A 25,620-nucleotide genomic window follows, 5' to 3' on the forward strand; every position below is an offset into this window, starting at 1 on the left:
TTAGATGCTCAATGTCGCTTGTTTAAACACCAGCGTATTTATGTACCGTGATAAGTACCCGGACATATGAAATCATATGTTCTTTGCCCGCCTCTGGCGGGCAAAGAACATTTTAATATTCGATTACGAGTGCCTGCGTACTTAGTCAATCAAAGTGAGGTGCTTTGGTACGGACAAAAGACTGACCATGGCTGTCAAACAGATGGCAGGATTCAGCCGGAATGCCCATAGTGAAGTTCGAGCCGTTCTCACGACGGCGTGAATCTTCAACTCTCAATACACAACTATCTTCGATGGCTGCCTGTTCAAGATAAATAAAGGATTCAGTACCCAGACGTTCTACGGCCTGGATGGTTCCGGTAACCGTGTTGTCGCCGGATGCTTCAGAAATGGCATCCTGCGGACGAATTCCCAGTGAAATTTTGTCACCGGCTTTGGCGCGGGAAGTGTCGTTACAAGTGCGGATTACTTCACCACTGTCGAGCATGACTCGGCTGGTTTCCGAGCCTGTCTCAATAATCTCACCCTTGAAGAAGTTCATCTTCGGAGAACCGATAAAGCCGGCCACAAACTTGTTCCGTGGATGATGGAACAGCTCCAGTGGTGCGCCTACCTGCTCAAGGTTGCTCTCCGCGCCTTCGGCCAGAGGACTGAGAACCACGATCTTGTTAGCCAGAGTCATGGCTTCAATCTGATCGTGGGTTACATATACAGCGGTTGTCTTGAGGTTGTCATGAATTCGAGCCAGTTCCTGACGCATTTGTACCCGCAGGGATACATCCAGGTTGGAAAGCGGTTCGTCAAACAGGAATACTTTCGGCTCCTGAACAATAGAGCGACCAATGGCGACACGCTGACGCTGGCCACCGGACATAGCTTTCGGCTTACGGTCCAGTAGTGGTTCCAGTTGCAGAATACGAGCGGCGTCGTTCACACGTTCATCAATAGTCTTCTTATCATGGTTAGCCAGTTTGAGACCGAATGCCATGTTTTCACGAACGCTCATATGTGGGTAAAGCGCGTAGGACTGAAACACCATACCAACCTGTCGTTCGTTAGGCGGCATATCATTGACCTTGCTGGTATCAATAAACAGTTCACCGCTGGTGATGTCTTCCAGACCACAGATCATTCTCAGCAGTGTGGACTTACCGCAGCCGGATGGGCCAACAAAGGCTACAAACTCACCGTCTTCAATATCCAGATTAATGTTCTTCAGGACGTAGGTTTTACCATCGTCGTAGCTTTTATCCAGGTTGCAGAGTTTTACTTCAGCCATTGTCTTATATCCAGAATCTTTCAAGTCATTCGAACCTGCCCGCAGCAGGCTCGTTTCTAACAATTCATTCGAGTCTGCCTGCAGCAGACTCGCCTCTAAAAGGTTTCAGTAAATCAGCCTTTCACGCCGCCAGAGGTCAGGCCGCTGACCAGATAACGCTGTGCGGTAAGGAATATCACGGTAATCGGCAGGCCGGTCAGCACAGCAGCTGCGGCAAAGTCACCCCAGAGATAGTTCTGCGGGTTCAGGTATTGCTTGGAGCCGACGGCCAGAGTCAACTTATCCACATCCTGCAGCAGTACAGAGGCAACAGGGTATTCGCCGATGACACCGATAAAGGAAAGAATGAACACGACAGCCAGAATTGGCACCGACAGTGGCAACAGAATGTGTCGGAAAGCCTGCCATGGTGTTGCGCCATCAATGGCTGCAGACTCTTCGAGAGCGTTATCAATACTTTCGAAATAGCCCTTGATCAGCCAGATATTCATGGTGACACCACCGAGATAGGACAACACCAGCGCACCGTGGGTGTTCAGCCCCAGCCAGGGAATGAAGTTACCCAGCTTGTCGAAGATGGTGTAGAAAGCTACCAGAGCCAGTACTGCCGGAAACATCTGTAGCACCATCATGGATTCCAGCAGACCCTGCTTGAAGCGGAAGCGGAAGCGGGCAAAAGCGTAAGCGCCAGTAGTGGACAGCAGCAGTATAAGACTGGAAGTCACGACACTGACTTTCACCGAGTTCCACAGCCAGCTCAGTACCGGAAACGTTGGCTCGATAATGGTGCCGTCCGCACTGGTCCAGTTAAAACCCAGTGCCAGTGCCCAGTGTTCCAGGCTGATGTTCTCGGGAATCAGGCTGCCAGTCGCAAAGTTACCGGAGCGCAGTGATACCGAAATAATCATCAGAAACGGAAACATGATCATGCAGACAAAAGCGATCAGAAACAGTCTTGCAGCCCAGACGCGATACTTGAGATTCCTTGGTTGTACCATTGCCATAATCAGTGCTCCTGAAGACTGCGGGTTGCTTTCATGTTGGCCCAGGCGATCAGACCAACCAGCAGGAAGATCAGACCGGCAATAGCGGATGCCAGACCGAAGTCCTGTCCTGTGCTGCCAAAGGCAATACGGAAGGTGTAACTCACCAGAATGTCGGTAGCACCTGCCGGTGTAGTGGCGTCAATAAGGTTCGGGCCACCGTTGGTGAGCAGGTTGATCATGACAAAGTTGTTGAAGTTGAAAGCAAAGCTGGCAATCAACAAAGGCGTCAGTGGTTTGATGATCATCGGCACAGTGATATGGCGCAGGTTGTGCAGAGGGTTGGCGCCATCAATGGCAGAGGCTTCGTAGAGATCCTCGGGAATCGCCTTCAACAGACCCATGCAGAGAATCATCATGTAGGGGTAGCCCAGCCAGCTGTTCACAATAAGAATCATGGTTTTGGCCAGAAACTCATTGGTAAACCATTCGGGCTGAATGCCAAACAGGGCGTTCAGCACCATATTGATTTCACCAAAGTTCTGGTTAAACAGACCGCGAAAAATCAGAATGGATATAAAAGCTGGCACAGCATAAGGCAGAATCAGGAATACACGATAAATGCCGCTTTCTTTCAGAGGTTCCCACTGCACCAGACAGGCCAGTAGCAGACCGACAACCAATGTGAAGAGAACAGACAGGCCGGCGTAAACCAGTGTCCAGATAAAGATGGTGAGGAATGGTCCCTGAATGCCCGGGTCGGTCAATACGCGGGTAAAGTTATCCCAACCAATATAAACGGTGAAACCTGGTGAAACCGTTTCGCCGTTCTGATCAACGTAATAACCCTGTTCGAAATCAGGTTTGAGTATGGAACCGTCTTTATTACTGATCAGTTCACCATCACTTCCTTCACGGTAAAGCGGAGCCATGGCACCAAACTCTCTCAGGCTGGTCATAACCAGACTGTTGCCTTCAGGAGTTTGAACACTGATGGCTTTCAGTGAATTTCTCAGTTTGATGACTTTCTTCAGAGGCAGTTTCTGTCCTTCTGGCTGCTCTTCTGACTGTTGTAAGTCAGCAGTCAAAGTTTGAGTGACATCAGTAAACTGAAAAGCGTCAGTGGCGAACGATTGTGATTTGTCGTTTTTATTGATCAGCTGCAGCTGATAATTGTCACCGGACTGATAAAGTTTGAAGCCAAACTTCTCGGCACCACTGGTGTAGGTTTTCTGCAGGTGAACCTGCTTTACCCGATCCTGGGTCAACAGGTTGGTAGAGCTGTAGTTGGTAAAAGCAATATTTACGGTGTAAATCAGTGGAAACACCACGAACATGATCACACCGAGCAGGCTGGGGTAGATATAGCGGAAGCTGTAGCATTTTTCGCTGGTAAACACCCAGGTGCCGATACTACCCAGAACCAGAATAACCATGGCGAAGGCAGTTTCTCCCTGAGCGTACATCAGGGTAATTACATAGAGCAGGGCGATATCAATGAAAGCGACCAGCAGCCATTTCAGCCAGTGGCCGGACAGGGCTTCGCTGGCATCCTTTGGCAGTTTCATGGCAGGACTCCGAAAACTGGCAGGAACAGTTAAAAAACGACGAATGTTTGATAAACCTGAGGAAGTAAAAGGGAAACTTCCTCAGGCTGATGCATGTCTGAATCAGTTCAGAATGCGCTTGGCAGCGTTATCCAGAGCAACGTCCACTGGTTCACGGCCGGTAGTGATGTTGGACAGGGCAGAGCCCATAGAAGACCAGAATTTGCCCATTTCCGGTACGTTAGGCATCAGCAGACCGCCAACGGCGTTCTGGTAAGTCGCCTGAATACGTGGGTCTGAAGACAGCTTCTTCATGAACGCCTTGTTGGCAACAGCACCCAGAGGCACGTCCTTGTTCATGGTTTCGAGACCGCTCTGGGTCAGCAGGTAGTTCTCCAGGAATTCCTGAGCCAGTTCCTTGTTCGGTGTTGCGTTGTTGATGGTTGCACCCCAAACGCCTACAAAGGCACGGGACGGGCTGCCGTCAATGGAAGGAATCGGTGCTACACCATAATTGATCTTGCTCTTGTCCAGGTTGGACCAGGCCCATGGACCGGTGATCATCATGGCCACCTTGCCCTGGTTGAAGTTGGAATCCATGACACCGTAATCAACGCCTTTTGGCATAACGTCTTTGGTGATCAGATCAGACAGCATCTGAGCGCCTTTCTTGGCGCCCTTACTGTTAACACCTACATCTTTCACATCGTAACCGGCAGCGGTTTCCTTGAAGACATAACCGCCATTAGCATTCAGCATTGGAATGGAGAAGTAAGGGCTGGCCTGGTCCCACATAATGGTTTCCAGTCCTTTCTTGGCCAGCTTCTTGTCAAGCTCGAACAGCTCTTCAAAGCTGGCTGGTGCTTCAGGAAGAATGTCCTTGTTGTAGATCAGGCCAATAGCTTCCATGGCAATAGGGTAACCGTAAACTTTGCCGTTTACTGTCATGCCCTGCCAGCCCAAGGGCTCGATGCCTGCTTTAAAGTCAGCGGCCGGTTTAACTTCTGCCAGCAGGCCTGCTTTTGCCCACTCTCCATAACGGTCGTGTGCCCAGAACATGATGTCAGGACCCTGACCGGTAGCGGCTGCCTGCTGGAAACGGTCAGTCACATTCTCGGGAATCTCAACCTTGACCTTGATGCCGGTCTCTTCTTCGAACAGCTTGCCAACTTGCGCCATTCCTTTATAAGCCTTGTCACCACCTACCCAGATGGTGATCTCTTCATCGGAGAATGCCATGGCATGTCCGGCGGCAAAGCTAAGTGCAATGGCTGCTGCTAAAGTTTTTTTGATCATGTCAGCTCCTGACAGCTTTTATAAATTACGGACAAAGCTGTCAGCTCGAAATAAATACGACTACTAACTGTTATTAGTAATAGGTATTTGAGCTTCGCTGCTCAGCTTTATTAAAAGTCTTTGAAGTTGAGCGCTATGCTCTATTTAAAGAGGGGGGTAATCAACGTGTAAACGTTTCCAAAAATACTAAAAATCTAGAGTGGATAATAAGATTGAAAAATTATGCAGGTCATGTGTCACAGGGACTAGAGAATAATGCAGGATTCTTCGTCAGGTTTTGATCGCTGATAGAGTGCCAGCTCTTCAGCGGCACTGATATAAACGGCCTGAAATTGCTCAGGCTGGCTGATAAAAGCAGAGCCTCTTTGGGCTTTACCCAATTGCGTTATCATTGAAAGAGCTCTTAGTAGTTCATCGTTATTGGCAACCAGGCCCGCTTGTATCATGCGGGACAGTTTTGTCCGGGCTGCCAGGCTGCCTGCTCGGCCAAAGCCCCCAAAACAATGAATAACAGTAAAGGTCCCTTTTGAGGATGCCTGTTCCTCATAGTCTTGCGCTTTTTTTGTCAGCGTTTTCAATTTATCCAGATCGGGTGCTTTGTGATCTTCCCATGTAAGGTCAAGATTGACTGAAAGTTGTTTGATCTCTTTTGTTTCAGTGTTGGTCATTTCAATAAAAGTCTCTCCTGTATCATTTTTGACCCAACGGCATTCTATAGTCTTTCCACTGACATGAATGCTGGTATTAATCCTGTCCGGATAAATATGATAAGTGTCATCGAGTACAATAAGGTTTTCAGCTTTTGTGTACAGCATCTCCAGAAAATCAGGAAGAGTTCCTGGTGAAGGAGCCTGAGTAAGAATAAACCTCATAGCTGTGGCTGAGTCAGTCTCCTGAAGAGAAACATAATTTGCGTGGATACAGGGAGAGTTATCACGATTATCCAGTCTGATACAGGTCTTTTCTATGGGTGCTTTAAAACATTCAAAAGCATATTCTTCTGTAAGGCTTGTTTCGGGTATTCTTTGTTCAGAATGAAGAACGCTCCATTCGTGATCAACGAACCCCTGCCTCTTCCACTCTTCCAGAGCCGCTATAGCAGGAGAAAGCAGGCTCCTGCTTTCTAGCGAAGTTGTTGAGGATTTTTGTGATACAGGGTCAAGGTATTTCTGCCCTGTAGGCAGGGATGTTGGTTCAGGGTCAACAGAGCTGCTCAGCTGTTTTTGCAGTTCAATGTGTTGATTCCCTTTGCCAGCCGATGATCTATCCATATTTTACTAGTCAGTATGATCTTAAATAAAAGACTAGATTAAGCTTCGTAGTAGAACAAACCTCGTTAAGACTTCTTCATACTGCTTCCTTCAAAGGCAGAGTGGTATTCCCCTGTTTAAGGATGACACTGAGGTGCTCGCCACGAGGACTTTCCTTACGGATGGCATCAATGGCCAGGTCACACACTTTTTCTGCAATACCTTCAATATTCTGGCAGACAGACGTCAGTGAATCATAGCGATCATTATCTATACCATCGTAGCCAACAATCTGGACATCTTCAGGCACTTGCTTTCCTGAATCAGCCAAAGCGGTACAAATACCCATGGCAACAATATCTGAAAATGCAACAAATCCATCGGGTCTTAACCCGGATTCTAATATGGCGCGAACACGGCGATGACTGTCTAGTGCGGGAAGTCCGGTTTGGCTACTGATACCAATAACTTCCGAAGGAATAAGGCCATATTCAATCATAGCCCGACGATAGCCCTGCCAGCGTAGCTGAGATACTTTATGGTCCGGGTTCAGGCATACGTAGTAAATTGTGCGACAACCATTGTCGAGAAGGTGGCGGGTTGCAAGGTAACCGCCCTGCTGATCATCAGACGCTACCCAAAATTCATTATCCCTGGGTTCTCCTACGTGGATACAGGGAGCATCCGTTTCAAGGACTTCTATCAGTCTTGAATCACTGTCGTGTACACCGATAGATATGTAGGCTTTTGCTTTGCTTTGCAGTTCGCCATTCTCATCGAACTGAACACGCTTGGCTCTATAGCCCTTTTCCTGTAGATGGCCTTTTAAAACCTCATATACTTTCAAGGCAAAAGGAGAAATAGTGCCCAGATCCAGCCCTAACAGTACTCCAATGGAAAAGTCTTCCTGACCATGCAGCTGGCGAGCCATATAATTCGGTTGATAATTTAGCTCTTTGGAGGCTTCAAGCACTTTCTTACGCGTGCTCTCGGATACATATTTACCACCATTCAGAACCCGGCTCACTGTCGCTATAGAAAGACCCGCCTGTGCGGCTACCTGAAGGATAGTAGTCTGACCATCTGTTTTTTTTCTACCCATACTGCAGAGCCATCATCCAAAACTAAAGTTCAAAATCATGGAGGATACTATCGTAAATATGGAAAAAGTTGTTGTTTTGTGGGGTTTTATTTGATGTTGATCAATTCAAAAAACTGGTGAATTGTTCCTACCTTGCTAGGTGAAACTCTCAAAACCTTTACAGATTGCGCAAGCTTACCTTTCGCTGACACTCTTGCCCCACGCTTTTCGCGATTGATTAAGTTCGAAACTTTTTACTGTTCGTCATTGATGATTATCAAACCTGATCATTGACGACAGAGAACAATTACAAAGACATCACTAAGCCAGGGGGCGTGATTCAGTGTCCAATCGTATCTTTAAAGTTCTGCCAATTGCCGGTGCAATCTCAGCAGCTATCTTGTCAGCAAATGTTCTTGCTGCGGATGGTGTTGTTGAAGAAGTAGCGGTTAAACCTACCGATGTACTGACCGATGGCTGGAATGTAAACGGCTATGTACGTACTGCCTATCGTCTCACTGAGAATGGTACTTCGACTGATAACCAGTTTGAAAAAAATAATTATGGAACTGCGGGCACTTCGGCAAAAAGTGCTAATCAGGTTGAATTTACAATTACCAAGAAAACAACATTCGGCAACGGTGTCTGGTCAGACCTGGTTGTTCGTAGTGAATACGGTAATGGCGAGAGCCATTTCAGGTCTTCTGAAGGAAGTGAAGATAATGATGATAAAGGTGGGTTTGAAGTTAAAGAAGCCTTTATCAAGCTGGGAGGAATGTCATACCTTCCAGAAGGTTCCGAGATTTGGGCAGGCCGCCGCTTCCTTAATCGTTCTGCTGGTTTGATTTCCGGTGAATTCTGGAAGCAATCTTCCGGTGTAGGGGGTGGTTTTGAGAAGGATCGCAACGGCATTGCGGTAGTTTCAGCTGATCCTAAGGGGGGAGATAGTGGTTATCGTAAAACGCTTACTTCTCTTGATTTGTACAGCTATGGTCATAATGCTCTAGGCGGCAGCTTTGACCTTGATGCCAAGTTTATGTTCCAGGGCAATAGTGACAAAGTTGAAGATGATAATGCAGATGCCCCAACAAAGGGTGTAGCGCTATCTGTTACCTATAACCGAGATTACTATGGATTAGATGGCTGGTCTCAAACTGCCTTGGCATATGGTAAAGGGTTGTCCGGTAGCGGTGTGAACTTTGGTTCTTGGACTCCGGGAACTTCTTCAAATGATGATGCCAAGAATATGTTATTCACTTCTTATGGTGTAATGAATATTAATGATCGCTGGCAAATGGGCTCAGAAGTAACTTACTTGAAAGGTGAGAACATTTGGGGTCTAACCGGGGGTGTAGGGAAAGCTGACCAAGTAGAGCGCATGCTTATTGCCGTTCGACCAACCTATAAAGTTAACACTAACTTCCGTATGGAGTTTACAGGAGCCTTTGGGCGTCAAAAATTCAATCAAGATACAAATGCGTGGAGTGCACCTGAGGTTTCCAAATTCTACACGGCTGAAATCGCTGGTGTATTTACCGTTAATTCTGACTATTTCGGTCGTCCACAAATCAAGCCTTTTGTAACTTACCTCGTCAATGATAATACCAGTGATACTGGCTGGGGTAACGAGTTCGATGGAGACAAAGATGTCATTCAATTCGGCGTAGAAGCTGAAATCTGGTTCTAAACAGTAATTCCCCGTTGTGTGTACTACTCCTTGACCGGCGCCATGCGCCGGTTTTTTTATGCAGCATTTTTGTAATCGTTTACAGGCTTACTGAGCTGTACCCTCTATTTATCCTGTTTCATTATCTTCATTCCCTCAAGCTTCGGATGTTCGTTCTATGACTGCTTTTAAGAAACTACAAATTTCTGAGCAGGTGCAATGTTTTCGTTTTGGTCAGCCTTTCAATACAGAGGCTATTGCCTCAGAAGTAACGCCTGTCAATGCTGTTGAATCGAATGGAGGTGAACCAGAATTCTGGGCAACTACATCTGACTTTGACAGCGTACGCCTGAGCAGAAAGCTTTCAGACAGTGACCGTATTTATGGCATGGGCCAGAGTATGGGGGGACTGAACAAGCGTGGTCGTAAGTTTTCCACATGGTGCTCGGATGATCCGAGCCATACGCCTGAAAAAGAAGCTCTCTATGGCTCACACCCGTTTCTTATTGTGGACGGAGAGAGTACTTTCGGGCTGTTTATCGATTTTCCCGGAGAGATGTTTTTCGATATTGGTTATACAGACAGGGAGATGCTGGAAATTCATATTCCTTCTCTGGATGTGGATATCTATGAACTGACAGCGAATAATAAAAAACAACTGGTGCGCGATTTCCGTTCCCTGATAGGCAAACCCTATGTGCCACCACGCTGGGGCTTTGGCTATCAGCAGTGTCGCTGGTCCTATCCGGATGCTGCTAGCATTGATGACATTATTGATGGCTTCAGAAGTAACGATATTCCCTGCGATACGGTGTATATGGATATCGACTATATGGTCGATTACAAGGACTTCACAGTAGACCCTGAAAAATTCCCGGATTTTACTGGCTGGGTAAAAGCGAAAAAGCAGCAGGGTATCCGTTTGATTCCGATCATAGATGCCGGTGTTCGTATTGAAGAAGGTTACGACGTTTATGAAGAAGGTCTTGAGAAAGGTTATTTCTGCAAGGATGACAACGGAGACCTTTTCAAAGCTGCTGTCTGGCCAGGACTCTGCGCTTTTCCCGACTTTCTGAAACCGGAAGCACGCCAGTGGTGGGGTAAACTCTATCAGCGACTGACTGATCAGGGCATCGAGGGCTTCTGGAATGATATGAATGAACCCGCCCTGTTCTACACCCCTGCCGGTATTGATAAAGCCATTGATACGGTGGCATCTGCCAAGGGCAAAAACGTCGGTATTCATGAGTTCTTCCAGCTGAAAGACAGCATTATGAATATGTCCAACAGTCGGGAGGATTATCGCAGCTTTTACCATGAGCCGGAGCCCGATGTTCGAGTAAACCATGAGCAGGTTCATAACCTCTACGGCATCAATATGACCCGAGCAGCGGCCGAAGGTTTTGAACAGATTGATTCAGACAAACGTTTTCTGATGTTTTCCAGGGCTTCCAGCATTGGTGCCCATCGCTATGGTGGCATCTGGTTTGGGGATAATCACAGTTGGTGGGAACATTTGAAGCTGAACCTGCAGATGCTGCCCGGTGTAAACTTCAGCGGTTTTCTCTATGCCGGTGCCGATATGGGAGGGTTCGGAGCCCACAGCAGTGCCGAACTACAGGTTCGCTGGACCCAGCTGGGTGTATTTACACCGTTAATGCGTAACCATGCAGCCATGGGTACAAGACAGCAGGAGCCTTTTGCTTTTGATGAGCAGGCTATGGATATCATGCGGGAGCATATCAAGCTGCGTTACCGTATGGTCCCTTATCTGTATTCAGAATTTATGAACGCTGTAGACAGCGATGACGCCATCTTCTATCCGTTGTCGTTTGAATACAGTGATGAGCGTTCGGCAGAGGTGGAAGACCAGCTGCTGGTGGGCAGCAGCCTGATGTGTGCACCTGTCTATGAACAGAATGCCCGTGGTCGATATGTTTACCTGCCTGAAGACATGCTGCTCTGGAAGGTCAAAAAGCATGATGAGGTTAACGCTGAAATTCTGGCCAAAGGAGATCATTATCTACCTGTTGCTCTGGAAGAAATGCCAGTGTTTATTCGCAAAGATGCCATGCTGCCATTGACGGAATCGGTTAACTGGCTGGATGAACGACAGCCGGAAACGCTGGATGTGATTGTCCATCTGGATAAAGAAGCCGGTTATGAGTTGCGACATGATGACGGAATCAGTAAGAACCTTCATTCAGCCAACACTGGAACCTTACTATTGAAAGCTTCTCTCAGTGATTCAGAAATAGACGTGTTTGCAGAAAATAGCGGTTATGAGTGCTCATGGAAAACTGTTCGCTTCCATATTTATCTCGGTACTGGTGCTGTAGAAGAAAGGATTGTTACACTTTGATTCTGACCTGCTGACAGGTGTTGTCAGTGCCCTGATACACATAAATATAGGCTGTTTGCCCGCCAAAGGCGGGCAAACAGCTATTTAACAATCACTGATTCAGGAAGCTTTACCCGGATAGACAACCATTACACGGTCATCCTCGGACACTCTGGAAAAACTGTATGGCGCATCACTGAGCTTGTGGTGTTCACCAGCCCCGACAGAAGAGTGCGTCTTGCGAAAGTTGGATAATACCTGCCAGTGTTTTAACAGCTCTGACCTGTCTCCTCTGATCTGTGACCAGTTCATATCTGAACGTGTGCCCTGTGCCGGATCATCAACAGGGTGAGCGCCTGCGTCTCTTGCTGTTTCATCACCGTAATAAATTTGTGCCGCGCCCGGAGCCATCATCAGAGCGGTGGCTGCACTTTTCTGCAGAGCAATATCCTTGAAGTCGTTCCAGAACAGTTTGGTGTCATGGGACGAGATATAGTTCATCGGATTCAGGTCCCGGCTTTCCTGCATATTTTTTGAGGATTTACGGAACAAAGGATCGAGTTGACTCAGACATTGTGATCCGGGAAGCGCTTCGTAACGCTGGAAGTCAAAATTAATAATCGAATCGAATCCGTTGTCGTATAAATAGTCTCGATTCGCTCCATGCCCCCAGTATTCGCCGACCATCCAGAAAGGCTGATCATCCAGCGTTTTTTCAGGATTGGCTGCTCGCCAGTCATTCAAAGCCTGGTTTGCGGTCAGTTTCAGTTTTTGCCAGATTTCAGGATCTATATGCTTCACGGTATCTGCTCTGAAACCGTCAATGCCGTACTTTCTCACCCAGTCAGTTTGCCACTTGATCAGATAATCAGTCACCGTTGCATTATTAAGTTGCTCTGCAAAAGTATCTTTTTTTCGTTTCAGAAAAACAGGCAGATCAACAGGGGCTTCTGACTCGGTGATAAAGTCCGGTAAACCTGACAGGTTAATGGTTTCATCGGTAGTACCGGGTTGTTGATAACCGGGAAGACCTGCACGTACCCAGTCTTTCCCCCACCAGAGATTCCACTGACGGGAATTGAAATCAGTGTTTCTATTGATGTCATGCCAGTTTTCACCGGCGGCAGGGCTCCAGTTTCTGGCCTGTTCTGGAGAGAGTTGAGTCAACTCTGGTGTCAGCTCGGCCAGATCCTGTGCAGTAGCATAGCCAGGGTGGTTCAGTACGATATCGAGAACTACTCGAATGCCGCGTTTATGAGCTTCATCCACCAGTTGAGTCATGGCTGCTTCATCACCAAAGGCAGCATCTACTTTTGTAAAGTCCTTTGCCCAGTAACCATGGTATCCATAAAAAGGAAAACTGCCGTCTTTGCCACCGCCGACAAAGCCATGAACCTGCTCAGCCAAAGGTGTCAGCCAGATGGCAGTGACACCAAGGTCCTGAAGATAGTCCAGCTTTTCTGTAACACCTTTCAGGTCGCCACCGTGAAATGTTCCGATTTCCTGCTTATTGTCCTTTCTTCTGCCGTAGGCATTGTCATTACTTGTATCACCATTGGCAAAACGATCGGTCATGGCAAAGTAGACAGTGGCATTACGCCAGTCAAAAGAGTCCGTTTGCTGTTGGTTACTGCTCTGATCGACTGACTCGAGCAACAGCAGGCCACCACTTTCAGCCGCAGGCATAAAAGTCAGCTGACCGTTACTGACCTGGGTCGTTTGACCGCTGTAGAAGTCTCTGACGGTTTCACCTTCACTGAACGTACTATGAACATCAACCGTGACCGGTTTGCCATCCCAGCTCTGACACTCAACAGCTGGTGGCTTTCTCTTTACCGCAACCGATTTACCTTTCAGACGTTTAACGGTAATGGCTGGCTGATTTGTATTGTCCAGAGATATCAGGTAGTCAGCCTCTTTTATAACCTTGAGTTTGAAAAACTGATCATCAATACAAGGTTCCACAGGATTGCTCTTGTTAAATCGAATTCTTTGGGTCTCGGCAGGAGCAAAGCTTGAACCACAGTTGTTTTCAGAATCGGCAACTCGAAAAAAGTACAGTCCTTTAGGGAGCTTTACCTGAGTTTGGTAGTGACTACTCTCCTGTTTCTTCAATTCTATGTTGGAAAGGGTGTTTTCTTTGAATTTGACCCATAAAGGAGTGGCTGACTGGGCTTGGGAGAGAGGAGCAAGGCTGCAGCCAAGCGCTACGCTGAGCAGCAGAGGTTTTGTGTGTTTCATTAACAGGCCTAAATGTGTTTTTCGACGTCATTCAAATTTTACCAGTGCGCTGTTCAGGCTGGCGGAGGTAAAGGTTTACATAGATCTTTTCCAGGCAGGTATCTGTCTAAAGTAAACACATGACTCATTGAAATTGAAAGGAAACAGCTCATGGACGGCAATCCGGGCATTTATGGCGGTGTGAAAACGACGAAGGAGTCGGCATTCAGAAAGGAAAAACAACAGGTTGAAGAAGAGCTTGAAGGACTGAAGCATTCAAAAAGCAGCCTGAATAAGCTGGTCCGGCTGGAAAATGGGCAGTTAAAGTTGGGCCCCAAGAGCAAGAAAACTGTCTGGGGATTGAAGTTTGTTCGAGTGATTCTTGGGGATATCAAGCCTGTAATGAAAAGGCTTGATGCCATTCAGAAGCTTGAGCAGCAACAAGCGGCTGATGCGGTGAAAAAGCTTAGAAAAGTCAAAGTCTTGCCCAGAGAAACACCCGTTGAACAAGGACTGACCCTAAAAGAAAGCCTTGAGGCTGTGAAAAGCAGCGCCTCTGTTCATACCGTACCTAAAGGTGATCGTGTTCGTGCTCCTTATATGAATCCGGAGTCACGATATTTCAAGCAATCCAAAAAAGCGCCAGACTTAAAGCAGTTGCAGCTGATTGAAGACAGGGAGTATCGGCTGGTTCCATCCCCACGAGATGTGGAGCGAAAACTTGATTCAGAGTTTCTTGCCTGTAAGGAGCAACAGAAAAGACAGGGTGAAGATACAGTCTTCTCAGGTAAACAGGCGACAAGTGATGGCTTTGATGATGGTGTGCAGGAAGGGAGTAAGAAGCTGACGCTGACCTGGCCAGTGAAGAATAGGCCAGGGGAAACGTTTGATGGTAGTTATGATCTCAAATATACAACCGTTGAAGGAACTGACTCAGGAATCTGCTCAACGCAGGGGTTGCAGGTCCAGTATGAAAATCAGGACAGAAGTCTGGCGACAACTTTTGATATTAATGTGGCAGGAAGAAAGCAGGTAGTCAGCCTGACAGGCGTTTTTGATGGTCATGGTCGCAGTGACGCTGCTGATTATGCCAAAGCTCATATTGCCGAAAAACTTCAGGCAAGATTGAATGAGTACGGTTCAAAAGAATTGACTGATACAGTGATATGGAATGCGATAAAGGTCGCCTTTGTCGATTTGAACCACTCCTTTTTACATGATTCATCTGACCGGGAAGCAAGTGCAGGTACCACCATCAACGTAGCTCTGAAAATTGGTAATCAGTTGTGGGTTGGTAATCTTGGTGATTCCAGAGCAATGATACTTACCGAAAGCGGTAAGAGCATTCAGTTGAGTGAAGATGCAGACCTTGAAGATGCGAAATACCAGCAGGGAGTTGAGGTCCGGGGTGGACAAGTAACAGACCTTCAATGGTCCGGAAAGACATTTAAGCGGGTGAACAACACGCTAGGAACTGCCAGATCAATGGGGGAACATAATCAAATGGGAGCTGTCAGCGGCCGACCAAAAATCACCAAAATAAAGCTTGAGCAGGGGATGTCTCTAGTACAAGTCAGTGATGGTATAACTCAGAAAGCGAAAACAGAGGATATAGGTTCTGAGGTGCATCGAAGCCTGAAAGAAGGCCAAACGACAGCCCAAGCTGCCACTAATGTTGTTGAAAGAGCATTGCGAACTCAGTCAGTTGACCACCTGACAGCAGTGGTAACGAAATTTTGAATGATTTTCAGAGCAGTCATTTTGATTTGTAAAAATGTGCAGTTCATGGGTTTTTCAGAAAAGCTACTTTGTGATACTTACGCAAAGTAGCTTTTTTCTTTTGTATTTTGATCTGATGTAAACAATAAGCGTCAGATCATTTCTCTCAAACACATATGAGTAAGGCTCAGGCCAGTTCTGTGTAATCGTTTACACCGCTTACAGGCTTTTAATCGCTCCTTTCAGCCCTAATAATTTATGGCAATTCGGCACGACTGCAGTTTTTCGCATTGCAGCTTTTACATTGTAACGGTCAGTGCCCAGATTATTAACTTGAACGGGATTGCCATGAGTTCCAAGAAATCCAAAACCAAGCAAATCAAGCCAGCTGTTTCTGCTGCAGATATTTCTGAAGCAGTAAACCGTCATCTTCAACAATCTCTCGGACTGGAGCGTGAAGAAGCAGGCCCTCATGAACTCTGGGAAGCCCTGAGTCTGGCTGTCCGTGAAATCGGGCTGCAGAAGATTCGTGCCACACGCCAGAAAGAAAGCAGTGAAAAAGCCCGTCGGGTTTACTACCTGTCACTGGAGTTTCTGGTAGGTCGTCTGCTGGGTAACAACCTGCACAACCTAGGTATCTATGATCAGGCCGAGAAGGCCATGGCAGAACATGGTGTTTCCCTAGTTGATGTTCTGGAGAGTGAATCGGATCCTGCACTGGGTAATGGTGGTCTGGGTCGTCTGGCGGCCTGCTTTATGGATTCTCTGGCAACGCTGGATACGCCTGCCATGGGTTACGGTATCAACTACCGCTTTGGTCTGTTCAAGCAGGGTATTGCCGGTGGCCGTCAGACTGAATCTCCGGATGCATGGCGTGAAGATCACTTCCCATGGGGTAAGGAGCGTCCAAAGCGCAAGCAGACAGTGCGTCTCTATGGTCGTGTAGTAGAAAAGGATGGCAAGGCCAGCTGGGAAGACACCAAAGAAATCATGGGTATGCCATGGGATGTGCCGGTCACCGGTTACAATACCGACACCGTTAACACTCTGCGTCTGTGGGAAAGCCGTGCTGCTGAAGGTTTTGACCTGACCAGCTTTGACCGTGGCCACTATATGGATTCACGCTCAAAGGAGATTAATGCTGAAAACATCAGTCAGGTTCTCTACCCGAACGATAATCATGATGCCGGTAAAGAACTGCGCCTGATTCAGCAGTACTTCTTTGTTGCCTGCTCAATGGCAGACCTGATTGCCCGTTACAAGCGTGAAAACGGTGACAGCTGGGCTGACTTTGGCAAGAAAGTCATTATGCAGCTGAACGACACTCACCCGGCTATTGCTGTAGCCGAATTTATGCGAGTTCTTCTGGATGAAGAAGGTTTCGAATTTGATGAAGCCTTGAAACTGTGTCGTCAGGTTTTTGCTTATACCAACCACACTCTGCTGCCGGAAGCTCTGGAAAAATGGCCAGCACAGTTGATCGGTAAAGTTCTGCCAAGACATATGCAGATCATCTACCGCATTAACTATTTCTTCCTGCACACAGAAGTAGAAGCCCAATGGCCGGGTGATGACAGTATGAAGCGTCGTCTGTCGATTATTGAAGAGCCGGAACAGCCTGGTGGTGACCAGATAGTTCGTATGGCTTACCTGTCTGTTGTCGGCAGTAACAAGGTGAACGGTGTTGCAGCCATTCACAGTAAGCTGGTTCAGGACATGCTGTTCCCTGAATTCCACAAAATGTGGCCTGAGAAAATTGTTAACGTCACCAACGGTGTAACTCCCCGTCGCTGGCTGGACCATTGCAACCCTGAACTGGCCAAGCTGATCGACAGCAAGATCAAGGGTGACTGGCGTGGCAAGCTGGATCTGCTGGATAAGGCTAATGCTTATGCAGATGACCCTGCCTTCCAAAAGAAGTTTGCTGAAATCAAGCTGGACAACAAGCGCAAGCTGGCTGCTGTAATCAAGCAGGAGTGCGGTATTGAAGTAAACCCTGAGGCGATCTTTGACGTCCAGATCAAACGTCTGCACGAGTACAAGCGACAGCAACTGAGCCTGCTGCATATCATGGCACTCTACCGTCGTCTGCTGGAAAATCCTGAACTGGATGTGCCACCAAGAGTCTTTATCTTTGGTGCCAAGGCTGCCCCTGGTTACAAGGTCGCCAAGACGATTATTCATGCGATTAACCGTGTAGCGGATCGAATCAACAACGATCGTCGTATTAAAGACAAGCTGAAAGTTGTCTTTATTCCTAACTACCGCGTCAGCCTGGCAGAAAAAATTATTCCTGCAGCGGATGTATCCGAGCAGATTTCCACAGCGGGTTTTGAAGCATCCGGTACCGGTAACATGAAGATGGCGCTGAACGGTGCTCTGACTGTTGGTACCATGGATGGTGCAAACGTCGAGATTGCGGAAGAGGTGGGTGATGACAACATCTTTATCTTCGGTCTCACCGTTGATCAGGTGTCAGAACTTCGTGATCGCGGTTACAGCTCCTGGGATATTTACAACAGTAATGAAGAGCTGAAAGCTGTGATCGACTGGCTGGCTTCCGGTGAACTGTGCCCGGATGAACCTGAAGCTTTCCGCCCGATAGTAGAATCACTGCTGGATCGTGGTGACTATTTCCTTACACTGGCCGACTATCAGGCATACAGTGATGCCCACGACCGAATTGTAGATACCTGGAAAACACCGGCGATCTGGTGGAAGAAGGCTATTATCAATTCTGCGTCCATGGGTAAGTTTTCTTCTGACCGTTCCATTGCCGATTACAATAGAACGATCTGGATGATGGACTGATTACTCTGCCATTCAATTGGAAAGCGGCGCCAGGTGCGCCGTTTTTCCATGTCGATGTATAAATAGTCAATTTCAAGCGAACACTGTGACTTCCGAATTTATAACCTCTTCAGGCCAGCCTCACCTCCAGGGTGCAACGCTGGTGAACTCTCTCCTTGAGTCCGTCAGTAGTGATCAGGCGACAGGTGTCAATTTTGCGGTTTATGCACCTGCTGCACGGCAGGTGTGGCTCTGTCTGTTTGATTCCGGGGGGCATGAACAGACTCTGCCTATGGAACCTTCGAGCCAGGGTGTCTGGCATCTGTATGTTGAAGGTTTATTGGCAGGGCAATCCTATGGTTTCCGGGCTGACGGTGAATGGCAGGAACATGCCAGCCCGAGTTTCAACAAGCATAAATTGCTGCTTGATCCATACAGCCGTGAAGTAAAAGGTAGCCTGAACTGGTCGTCCAGTCTTTTTGATTACAAAAAAGATTGTGATGGACAGGTTGTTTTCAATGATGAAGACAGTGCTGTCGATATGCCCAGAAGTGTTGTTCGTGAAACGACATTCGACTGGCAGTCGGTACGTCGACCACGGACTTCAAGATCAGATAGTTTTATTTATGAGTTGCACGTAAAAGGGTTTACCAGACAGCACCCGGAAGTACCGGAAGAACTTCGTGGTACCTATCTGGGGCTGTGTCAGCCAGTAGTGATCGACTATTTTAAAAAGCTGGGAGTCACCGCCGTTGAGTTGTTGCCAGTGACTTCCATGGTCAGTGAAGAGCGTCTTCATAACATGGGGCTGAGCAATTACTGGGGTTACAACCCGCTTTGTATGATGGCGCCGGAACCATCACTGGCAGTTAAGGATCCGGTCACCGAATTCAAGACAATGGTTCGTGAATTGCACCGTGCAGGCATCGAAGTGCTGATGGATGTGGTCTATAACCATACCTGTGAAACCGGCATCGATGGCCCCAGTCTCAGTATGCGTGGTCTGGCCGAAAATGATTACTACCTGGTTGAGCAGCATGACGGACATCTGGAGTCCGTTAATTACACCGGCTGTGGCAATACCATGAATTTTGACAGCCCGCAGACGCTAAAACTGACCATGGATACTTTGAGAGTCTGGGCTGAAGAGTACCAGATTGATGGTTTCCGGTTTGATCTTGCACCTACCATGGCCAGACAGCATAGAACTTACAAGCAGGACAGCAACTTCTTTCGAAGCATTCATCAGGATCCATTACTGGGTTCTCTGAAAATGATTGCCGAGCCCTGGGATATTGGTCCCGAAGGCTATCAACTGGCCCAGTTTCCGCAGCAATGGCAGGAATGGAGCGATCGCTACAGAGACAGTATCCGCTCTTTCTGGCGTGGAGATAATGGCCGGCTGGCAGAAATGGGCTGGCGTATTTCAGGCTCTGAAGATGTGTTCGGTGCTGATCGACCTATGGCCAGTATTAACTATATCTGCAGCCATGACGGCTTCACCCTGAACGACCTGGTCTCATACAACGAACGTCATAACCTTGCTAACGGTGAAGAAAACCGTGACGGCGATCAGCACAATTTTTCCTGTAATTACGGTGTTGAAGGTGAGACAGATGACCGACAGATGACTGGCAGACGATTGCGGATTCGGAAGAATATGCTGGCGATGCTGATGTTGTCCCGTGGCACGCCAATGTTGATGGCTGGTGATGAATTCAGTAATAGTCAAGGCGGTAACAATAATGCTTACTGTCAGGATTCCTCACTGTCGTGGTTGAACTGGAGCTGGCTGAGTGATGAGAACAGTGATGGTACCCGCCTTCAGACGTTTCTCAGTGAGCTGACTGAGTTTCGAAATACGCAGTCTTGGCTTAAAGGCGATGGTGGTCGTACGGGTATTGACTGGTTTGATCCTGATGGCGGTGCCTTGACTGAGCGCAGCCTGGGTGAGTTGGCTGGAGGCTGCCTCTGTATCAGGTTAACGACAGAAGCTGATAGAAGAAGTCTCTATATTCTTCTGAACAACACTGGCAATACCAGGAAGTTTCATGTGCCTGCTGCGGATTCTCACAAATTCTGGAGTCGACAGCTGGATACCAGCCTGGATCAACCTTTTACCAGTCAACCACTGCTGACCAGAGGCTGGTACGAAGTGTCGGAAAACAGTTTGGTGGTTATTGAAGAAAGCAGTTAAGAAACTGTTTCTGATTAACAGAGCATAATTCGCTATAAATCGACATTAAAGCGCTAGCTTTAGTGTCTTTTGACTCCAGACAAAACAGCTGTCTGGATACGGTATTACTATATTGCTACTACCCTGACAGTGACTCTGGCGTAGTCTCGAAAAACTTCCGGAGTTACTTTTCCCCTTTGCGGAGCAAGGGGGAAAAGTAACATTAGAAAGAAGAATTTTTTGCAGGACTGCTCCTATGGCTGTCAGGGGTTGAACCTATCTTTCAGGAGTAGATATAAGTGTCGTCTATCCTATCCATGATTCTTGCCGGTGGTGAAGGCTCCCGCCTTTCTCCACTGACCGGTATGCGTGCCAAGCCAGCTGTACCCTTTGGCGGACAGTATCGAATTATTGACTTTGTACTGAGCAATTTCGTTAACTCGGACATACACCAGATTTATGTACTGACCCAGTTTAAATCCCATTCGCTGCATAAACACCTCCAGCGTTGCTGGCGTATTGCAGGTCTGTCAGACAAGTTTATCGATACCCTGCCGGCACAGATGATGACCGGGCCAAACTGGTATCAGGGCACGGCTGATGCCATTTATCAGAATCTGGAACTGATTGAATCAGCCAATCCGGATACTGTCTGCATTTTTGGTGGTGATCATATCTACACCATGGATGTACGGAAAATGGTTACTTTTCATGAAGAGAACTATGCCGTTCTGACGGTTGCTGCCATTCCTGTTCCTGTTGCCGAGGCTCATCACTTTGGCGTGATTGAAGTAGACGAGCATGGGCAAATGATTGGTTTTGAAGAAAAACCACAGAACAGCCCTAAAACGATTCCGGGAGATCCGGATCATGTTCTGGCTTCCATGGGTAACTATGTTTTTGAATCAGATTGTCTAAAGAGTGAGCTGGTGGAAGACAGTAAGGATATTAATTCTGATCATGACTTTGGTAAAAATATTATTCCATCACTGTACCCACGCGAGAAAGTGATGGTCTATAACTTTGCTGAAAACACGGTTCCTGGCAGTAATCACAAGGGCTATTGGCGTGACGTGGGTACTCTGGATGCTTACTGGGAAGCCAATATGGATCTGCTTTCCAATAATGCCCAGCTTGATCTGCACAACCTCAAGTGGCCAATCAACACTTATATTCCTCCATTTCCACCTGCGCGTATCGCTTTTGAGCGTGAGCAGCGTGAAGGCCAGATCAATAACTCCATGGTAGGAACCGGTTGTATCTTCCATGATGTTCATATGGATCATACGGTGACCGGCTATAACGTCGAGATTGGCAACAATACCCGAATTTCTGACTCAGTGATTCTGCCCAATGTGAAAATTGGTGAAAACTGTGTGATACGAAAAGCCATTATTGATAAGCGTGCTGAAATTGCTCCCGGAACTCAGATTGGCGTTAATCTGGAAGAAGACCGCAAGCGCTTCAAGGTAACGGAGAGTGGTATCGTTGTGATACCTCGGAGGTCAAAAGTTGGCTTCTAAATCGTCTTCTGAATTGAACGTACTGTTTGCTGTCTCCGAATACGATGGCATTGTCAAAACCGGAGGGCTGGCCGATGCGGCTGGCGCTCTGGCGCCGGTTATGAAGGCAAAGGGACACAATATACGGGTAATAATGCCAGCCTATCGCGAGGCATTGGCAAAAATTGAGACCCGTTCTGTAGCATCCGGTGCGGTGGCCATGAATCATGAGGAGACGCTCTGGTTTGGTCTTCGTCATGGCCAGTTGAATGGCATTGATATTTATTTTGTTGAATACAATGACTTTTATGACCGTGATGGTATTTACAGCAGCAACGGTCATGGTTTTCAGGACAACAGCCGTCGTTTTGCTTTCTTCTGCAAAGCGGCTCTGGAAGCCTGTCGTGTGATGTCCTTTCAGCCTGATGTGATCCATTGTCACGACTGGCCCACCGCTTTACTGCCTTATTACCTGCGTGTCGATGAGTGTCAGAGTGACTTCTTTAAAACAACCCGTTCACTGCTGACCATCCATAATGCGGCCTATCAGCAGCACACCGGTGTCTCACAGCTTGATGGAATAGGGGTTAGCTGGCGCTACTTTAATTCTGCCTGTTTTGAAGATTGTGGTCAGATCAACCTTCTGAAAGGCGGCATTGCCTTTGCGGACAAAATAAATGCGGTCAGCCCCAGCTACGGCAGAGAGCTACTGACGGAAGCAGGTTCTCATGGGCTGGTGGATAGTTTTCGTCGTCGGCAAAAAGACCTAACAGGTATTTTAAACGGTTGTGACTATCAGCAGTGGAATCCGGAAACTGATCAGCTGATTCCTACCAACTACTCATCCACTGATTTATCTGGCAAACAACTTTGCAAGGAAGCTCTTCAGAAACGAATGGGCTTACCTGTTGCTGTGGATAAACCTGTTTATGGTTTGGTCAGCAGGCTGGCTGAACAGAAAGGTTTTTCCTTTCTGATGCCGGCCCTCTGGCAGTTTCTGAACCAGGATGTGCAGGTTGTGATGCTGGGCTCAGGTGACAGTCATACTGCCAGTGAATTGCGGAAGCTTGCTGATTACTTTCCGGATAAGTGCAGCTTTTACGACGGTTTTGATAATGCTCTGGCACACCAGATAGAAGCCGGTGCTGATTTTTTCCTGATGCCTTCTCTGTTTGAACCCTGTGGTCTGAACCAGATTTACAGCCTTAAATACGCGACCCTGCCTGTCGTCAGGCGTGTTGGCGGGTTGATCGATACGGTTGATGACTATGATGCCTCTGGCTCTGAAGGAACCGGGTTTGCCTTTGATGCACCAGAGCCGGGGGCTTTGCTTTCCGCTCTGCATCAGTCTCTGGACGTTTATCGCGACAGCGATCAGTTCGATCGAATGCGAAAGCAGGCCATGGCCTGTAATTTTGACTGGCAGAACGCAGCAGACAGTTATTGTTCTGTGTACCAGTCAATGATTTGTTGAGTTTTGGATTCTCCTATGACCATTGATGTTCAGCCTTCTATTGAAGGCGCTGCTTATGAGTTTGACCGGCAACAGGAGTTGTATCATGCACACTGTGCCATACCCTTCTCTTTTCTTGGACTGCAGCCGCATCCACTTGGAAAGGGACTGGTACTGAGGGTCTGGCGCCCGGACGCCGCTGAAATTAAAGTCAGTGAATTTCCGTCGGGTAAGCAGCTGGGCATGATGGTGAGGAACGATGCAGGTCTTTTTGAATTGCATTTTCCACGTCGCAGAAAAAATTTTAACTACAAGCTGGAGGTGTTCTGGCAGGAAGGTCATAAGGTTTCCCTGTTTGACCCTTACCAGTTTGGTCAGTACGTGCTGCAGGAAGCGGGTATTGATTACGATGCGCTTTACCGCCACCAAGGCGCACACCTCAAAGCACATTCGTTCAATCGCAACCATAAGGTTGAAGGTGTGCTGTTCCGTGTTTATGCCCCTCATGCCCGTTCGATCAGTGTTGTAGGCGATTTCAATAACTGGGATGGCAGACTGCATCCTATGGCCAGCGCTGATGATGGCATCTGGCGATTGTTTGTGCCGGGTATGAAGGCTGGTGATCTCTATAAGTTTGAAGTTCATGATGCTACTGGTGAAACTCTGCCTCTGAAAACAGACCCTTTTGCCCGCTACACCGAGCAATGGCCGGGGCTGGCTTCTATTGTTGCTGATGAAGCTTCCTATGAGTGGCAGGACAGTGACTGGCTGGAAAAGCGTCAGCCGATGTACGACCAACCCATGTCTATTTATGAAGTGCACCTTGGTTCATGGAAGCGAAAGGATGATGACAGTCAGCCGCTTTCATACCGTCAGCTGGCCAGAGAGCTGGTGTCGTATGTGAAGAAGATGGGGTATACCCATATTGAGCTGATGCCGGTGGCTGAACATCCGCTTTATGAATCCTGGGGTTATCAGACAGTAGGCATGTTTTCACCAACCAGTCGTTATGGTTCTCCTGATGACTTTAAGTTTCTTGTTGATGCCTGTCACAAGAGCGGTATAGGTGTGCTTCTTGATTGGGTTCCAGCCCATTTCCCTGAAGACGATCACGGTTTAGTTAACTTTGATGGTACGGCTCTGTATGAACATCCGGACCCGAAAAGAGGCTGGCACCCGGACTGGAAAACCAAAATCTATGATTTTGGCAAGCCCTGGGTTCAGGACTTTCTGGTCAGCAGTGCCCTTTACTGGCTGGATGAGTTCCATATTGATGGTTTGAGAGTCGATGCGGTAGCTTCCATGCTTTACCTTGATTACTCCCGTAATCACGGAGAGTGGGAGCCCAATATTCATGGCGGTAATGAAAACCTTGAAGCTATAGCTTTGCTCAAGCGATTTAATGAGGCTGTTTACAGTCGTTTTCCAACAGCCATGACCATAGCTGAAGAATCGACCAGTTTTCCCGGTGTTTCTCATCCGGTTTACGACGGTGGTTTAGGGTTTGGCTTCAAGTGGAATATGGGCTGGATGCACGATTCACTGGAGTATATGAAAGAAGAACCGGTCAATCGGAAGTATCATCATGACAAGATGACCTTCAGTACTGTTTATGCCTGGTCTGAAAACTTTGTATTGTCGCTGTCGCACGATGAAGTGGTTTACGGCAAAGGCACACTGCTTACTCGTATGCCAGGTGATGACTGGCAGAAGTTTGCCAATCTGCGTGCCTATCTTGCCTTTATGTATGCGCATCCGGGTAAGAAGCTGATGTTTATGGGGTGTGAATTTGGCAGCTGGCATGAGTGGAATCTGGCAAAGTCGCTGGACTGGCAGCTGATGGACGACAAGCACAGCTTTAATAATGGTATTCAGAAGCTGGTGAAGAAGCTGAATGGCATTTATCGTGATAACACGGCACTTTATGAACTGGATTGTCATGAGAAAGGCTTTCTCTGGTTGGTTAATGATGACAGTGACCAAAGTGTTTTTGCTTTTGCTCGTTACGATGAGAATCAGTCACCTGTGATTGTTGTTTGCAATATGACGCCGGAGGTTCGCCACGATTATGTTGTTGGTGTACCTGTGTCGGGGCGTTATAAGGTGTTATTGAATACCGATGACAATGGTTTTGGTGGCAGTGGTGTGAGTGTGGGTAAATCGTTGAGAACGGTTGATCAGGCAACGCATCGAATGGAGCAGAGCTTGTCGCTTACTTTGCCGCCTTTGTCAGTTTTGATTTTGCAGCCTGCTTGAGATTAGTCGTTTATCGTTCTGATACTGGTTGTGGTTTCACGCTCCACAGACCATTCCATGG

15 protein-coding genes are annotated in these 25,620 nt (G+C 47.6%); 8 read left to right on the forward strand and 7 right to left on the reverse strand.

All coding sequences use genetic code 11. The features are described 5' to 3' along the window. Nucleotides 1-145: 145 nt before the first annotated feature. From ugpC to EOPP23_RS04980, 6 genes are all read right to left on the reverse strand, one after another. Nucleotides 146-1,279 (reverse strand): sn-glycerol-3-phosphate ABC transporter ATP-binding protein UgpC, encoded by a 1,134-nt coding sequence (ugpC, locus tag EOPP23_RS04955; protein ID WP_153764837.1) that lies wholly within the window; start codon nt 1,277-1,279, stop codon nt 146-148. Nucleotides 1,280-1,392: 113 nt separating this feature from the next. Continuing rightward, nucleotides 1,393-2,283 (reverse strand): maltose ABC transporter permease MalG, encoded by an 891-nt coding sequence (gene malG / locus EOPP23_RS04960; RefSeq protein ID WP_153764838.1) that lies wholly within the window; start codon nt 2,281-2,283, stop codon nt 1,393-1,395. A gap of 2 nt (nt 2,284-2,285) precedes the next feature. Further along, complete coding sequence (gene malF / locus EOPP23_RS04965) at nt 2,286-3,830, reverse strand: maltose ABC transporter permease MalF (RefSeq protein ID WP_153764839.1); 1,545 nt, start codon at nt 3,828-3,830, stop codon at nt 2,286-2,288. Between the two features lie 102 nt (nt 3,831-3,932). Beyond that, entirely contained in the window at nt 3,933-5,105 is a 1,173-nt protein-coding gene (gene malE, locus EOPP23_RS04970; protein ID WP_153764840.1) for a maltose/maltodextrin ABC transporter substrate-binding protein MalE, read from the reverse strand. Between the two features lie 245 nt (nt 5,106-5,350). Beyond that, nucleotides 5,351-6,376, reverse strand: coding sequence for a protein-tyrosine phosphatase family protein (locus EOPP23_RS04975; RefSeq protein ID WP_153764841.1), 1,026 nt, complete (start codon nt 6,374-6,376; stop codon nt 5,351-5,353). 76 nt (nt 6,377-6,452) lie between these two features. Then, the gene (locus tag EOPP23_RS04980) at nt 6,453-7,457 is read right to left on the reverse strand and encodes a LacI family DNA-binding transcriptional regulator (RefSeq protein ID WP_153764842.1); all 1,005 of its coding nucleotides are present in this window, start codon (nt 7,455-7,457) and stop codon (nt 6,453-6,455) included. Between the two features lie 322 nt (nt 7,458-7,779). On the opposite strand from EOPP23_RS04980, the gene EOPP23_RS04985 reads away from it, so the two are divergent. Then, complete coding sequence (locus tag EOPP23_RS04985; RefSeq protein WP_370514633.1) at nt 7,780-9,123, forward strand: carbohydrate porin; 1,344 nt, start codon at nt 7,780-7,782, stop codon at nt 9,121-9,123. A gap of 157 nt (nt 9,124-9,280) precedes the next feature. Then, nucleotides 9,281-11,464, forward strand: coding sequence for a TIM-barrel domain-containing protein (locus EOPP23_RS04990; protein ID WP_153764843.1), 2,184 nt, complete (start codon nt 9,281-9,283; stop codon nt 11,462-11,464). Nucleotides 11,465-11,563: 99 nt separating this feature from the next. Here EOPP23_RS04990 and EOPP23_RS04995 read toward each other — a convergent pair whose 3' ends face one another. Continuing rightward, complete coding sequence (locus tag EOPP23_RS04995) at nt 11,564-13,684, reverse strand: alpha-amylase (RefSeq protein WP_153764844.1); 2,121 nt, start codon at nt 13,682-13,684, stop codon at nt 11,564-11,566. 150 nt (nt 13,685-13,834) lie between these two features. Between EOPP23_RS04995 and EOPP23_RS05000 the strand changes: the two genes are divergently transcribed. The 6 genes from EOPP23_RS05000 to glgB all read left to right on the forward strand — a co-directional run bounded on the left by EOPP23_RS05000 (nt 13,835) and on the right by glgB (nt 25,559). Beyond that, nucleotides 13,835-15,403: a PP2C family serine/threonine-protein phosphatase gene (locus EOPP23_RS05000; protein ID WP_153764845.1), complete on the forward strand. Its 1,569-nt coding sequence runs from the start codon at nt 13,835-13,837 to the stop codon at nt 15,401-15,403. Between the two features lie 327 nt (nt 15,404-15,730). Further along, on the forward strand, nt 15,731-18,193 hold the full coding sequence (locus tag EOPP23_RS05005) for a glycogen/starch/alpha-glucan phosphorylase (RefSeq protein WP_153764846.1): 2,463 nt from the start codon (nt 15,731-15,733) through the stop codon (nt 18,191-18,193). Nucleotides 18,194-18,278: 85 nt separating this feature from the next. Continuing rightward, complete coding sequence (glgX, locus tag EOPP23_RS05010) at nt 18,279-20,369, forward strand: glycogen debranching protein GlgX (RefSeq protein ID WP_194842496.1); 2,091 nt, start codon at nt 18,279-18,281, stop codon at nt 20,367-20,369. A gap of 278 nt (nt 20,370-20,647) precedes the next feature. Continuing rightward, nucleotides 20,648-21,871 (forward strand): glucose-1-phosphate adenylyltransferase, encoded by a 1,224-nt coding sequence (glgC, locus tag EOPP23_RS05015; protein ID WP_370514634.1) that lies wholly within the window; start codon nt 20,648-20,650, stop codon nt 21,869-21,871. Beyond that, nucleotides 21,861-23,324: a glycogen synthase gene (locus EOPP23_RS05020; RefSeq protein ID WP_153764848.1), complete on the forward strand. Its 1,464-nt coding sequence runs from the start codon at nt 21,861-21,863 to the stop codon at nt 23,322-23,324. Before glgC ends, EOPP23_RS05020 begins: the two co-directional genes overlap by 11 nt. A 15-nt stretch (nt 23,325-23,339) precedes the next feature. Then, complete coding sequence (glgB, locus tag EOPP23_RS05025) at nt 23,340-25,559, forward strand: 1,4-alpha-glucan branching protein GlgB (protein ID WP_153764849.1); 2,220 nt, start codon at nt 23,340-23,342, stop codon at nt 25,557-25,559. Nucleotides 25,560-25,620: the final 61 nt, after the last annotated feature.

The sequence above is a fragment of the Endozoicomonas sp. OPT23 genome (genome assembly GCF_009653635.1).
GTDB lineage: Bacteria > Pseudomonadota > Gammaproteobacteria > Pseudomonadales > Endozoicomonadaceae > Endozoicomonas_A.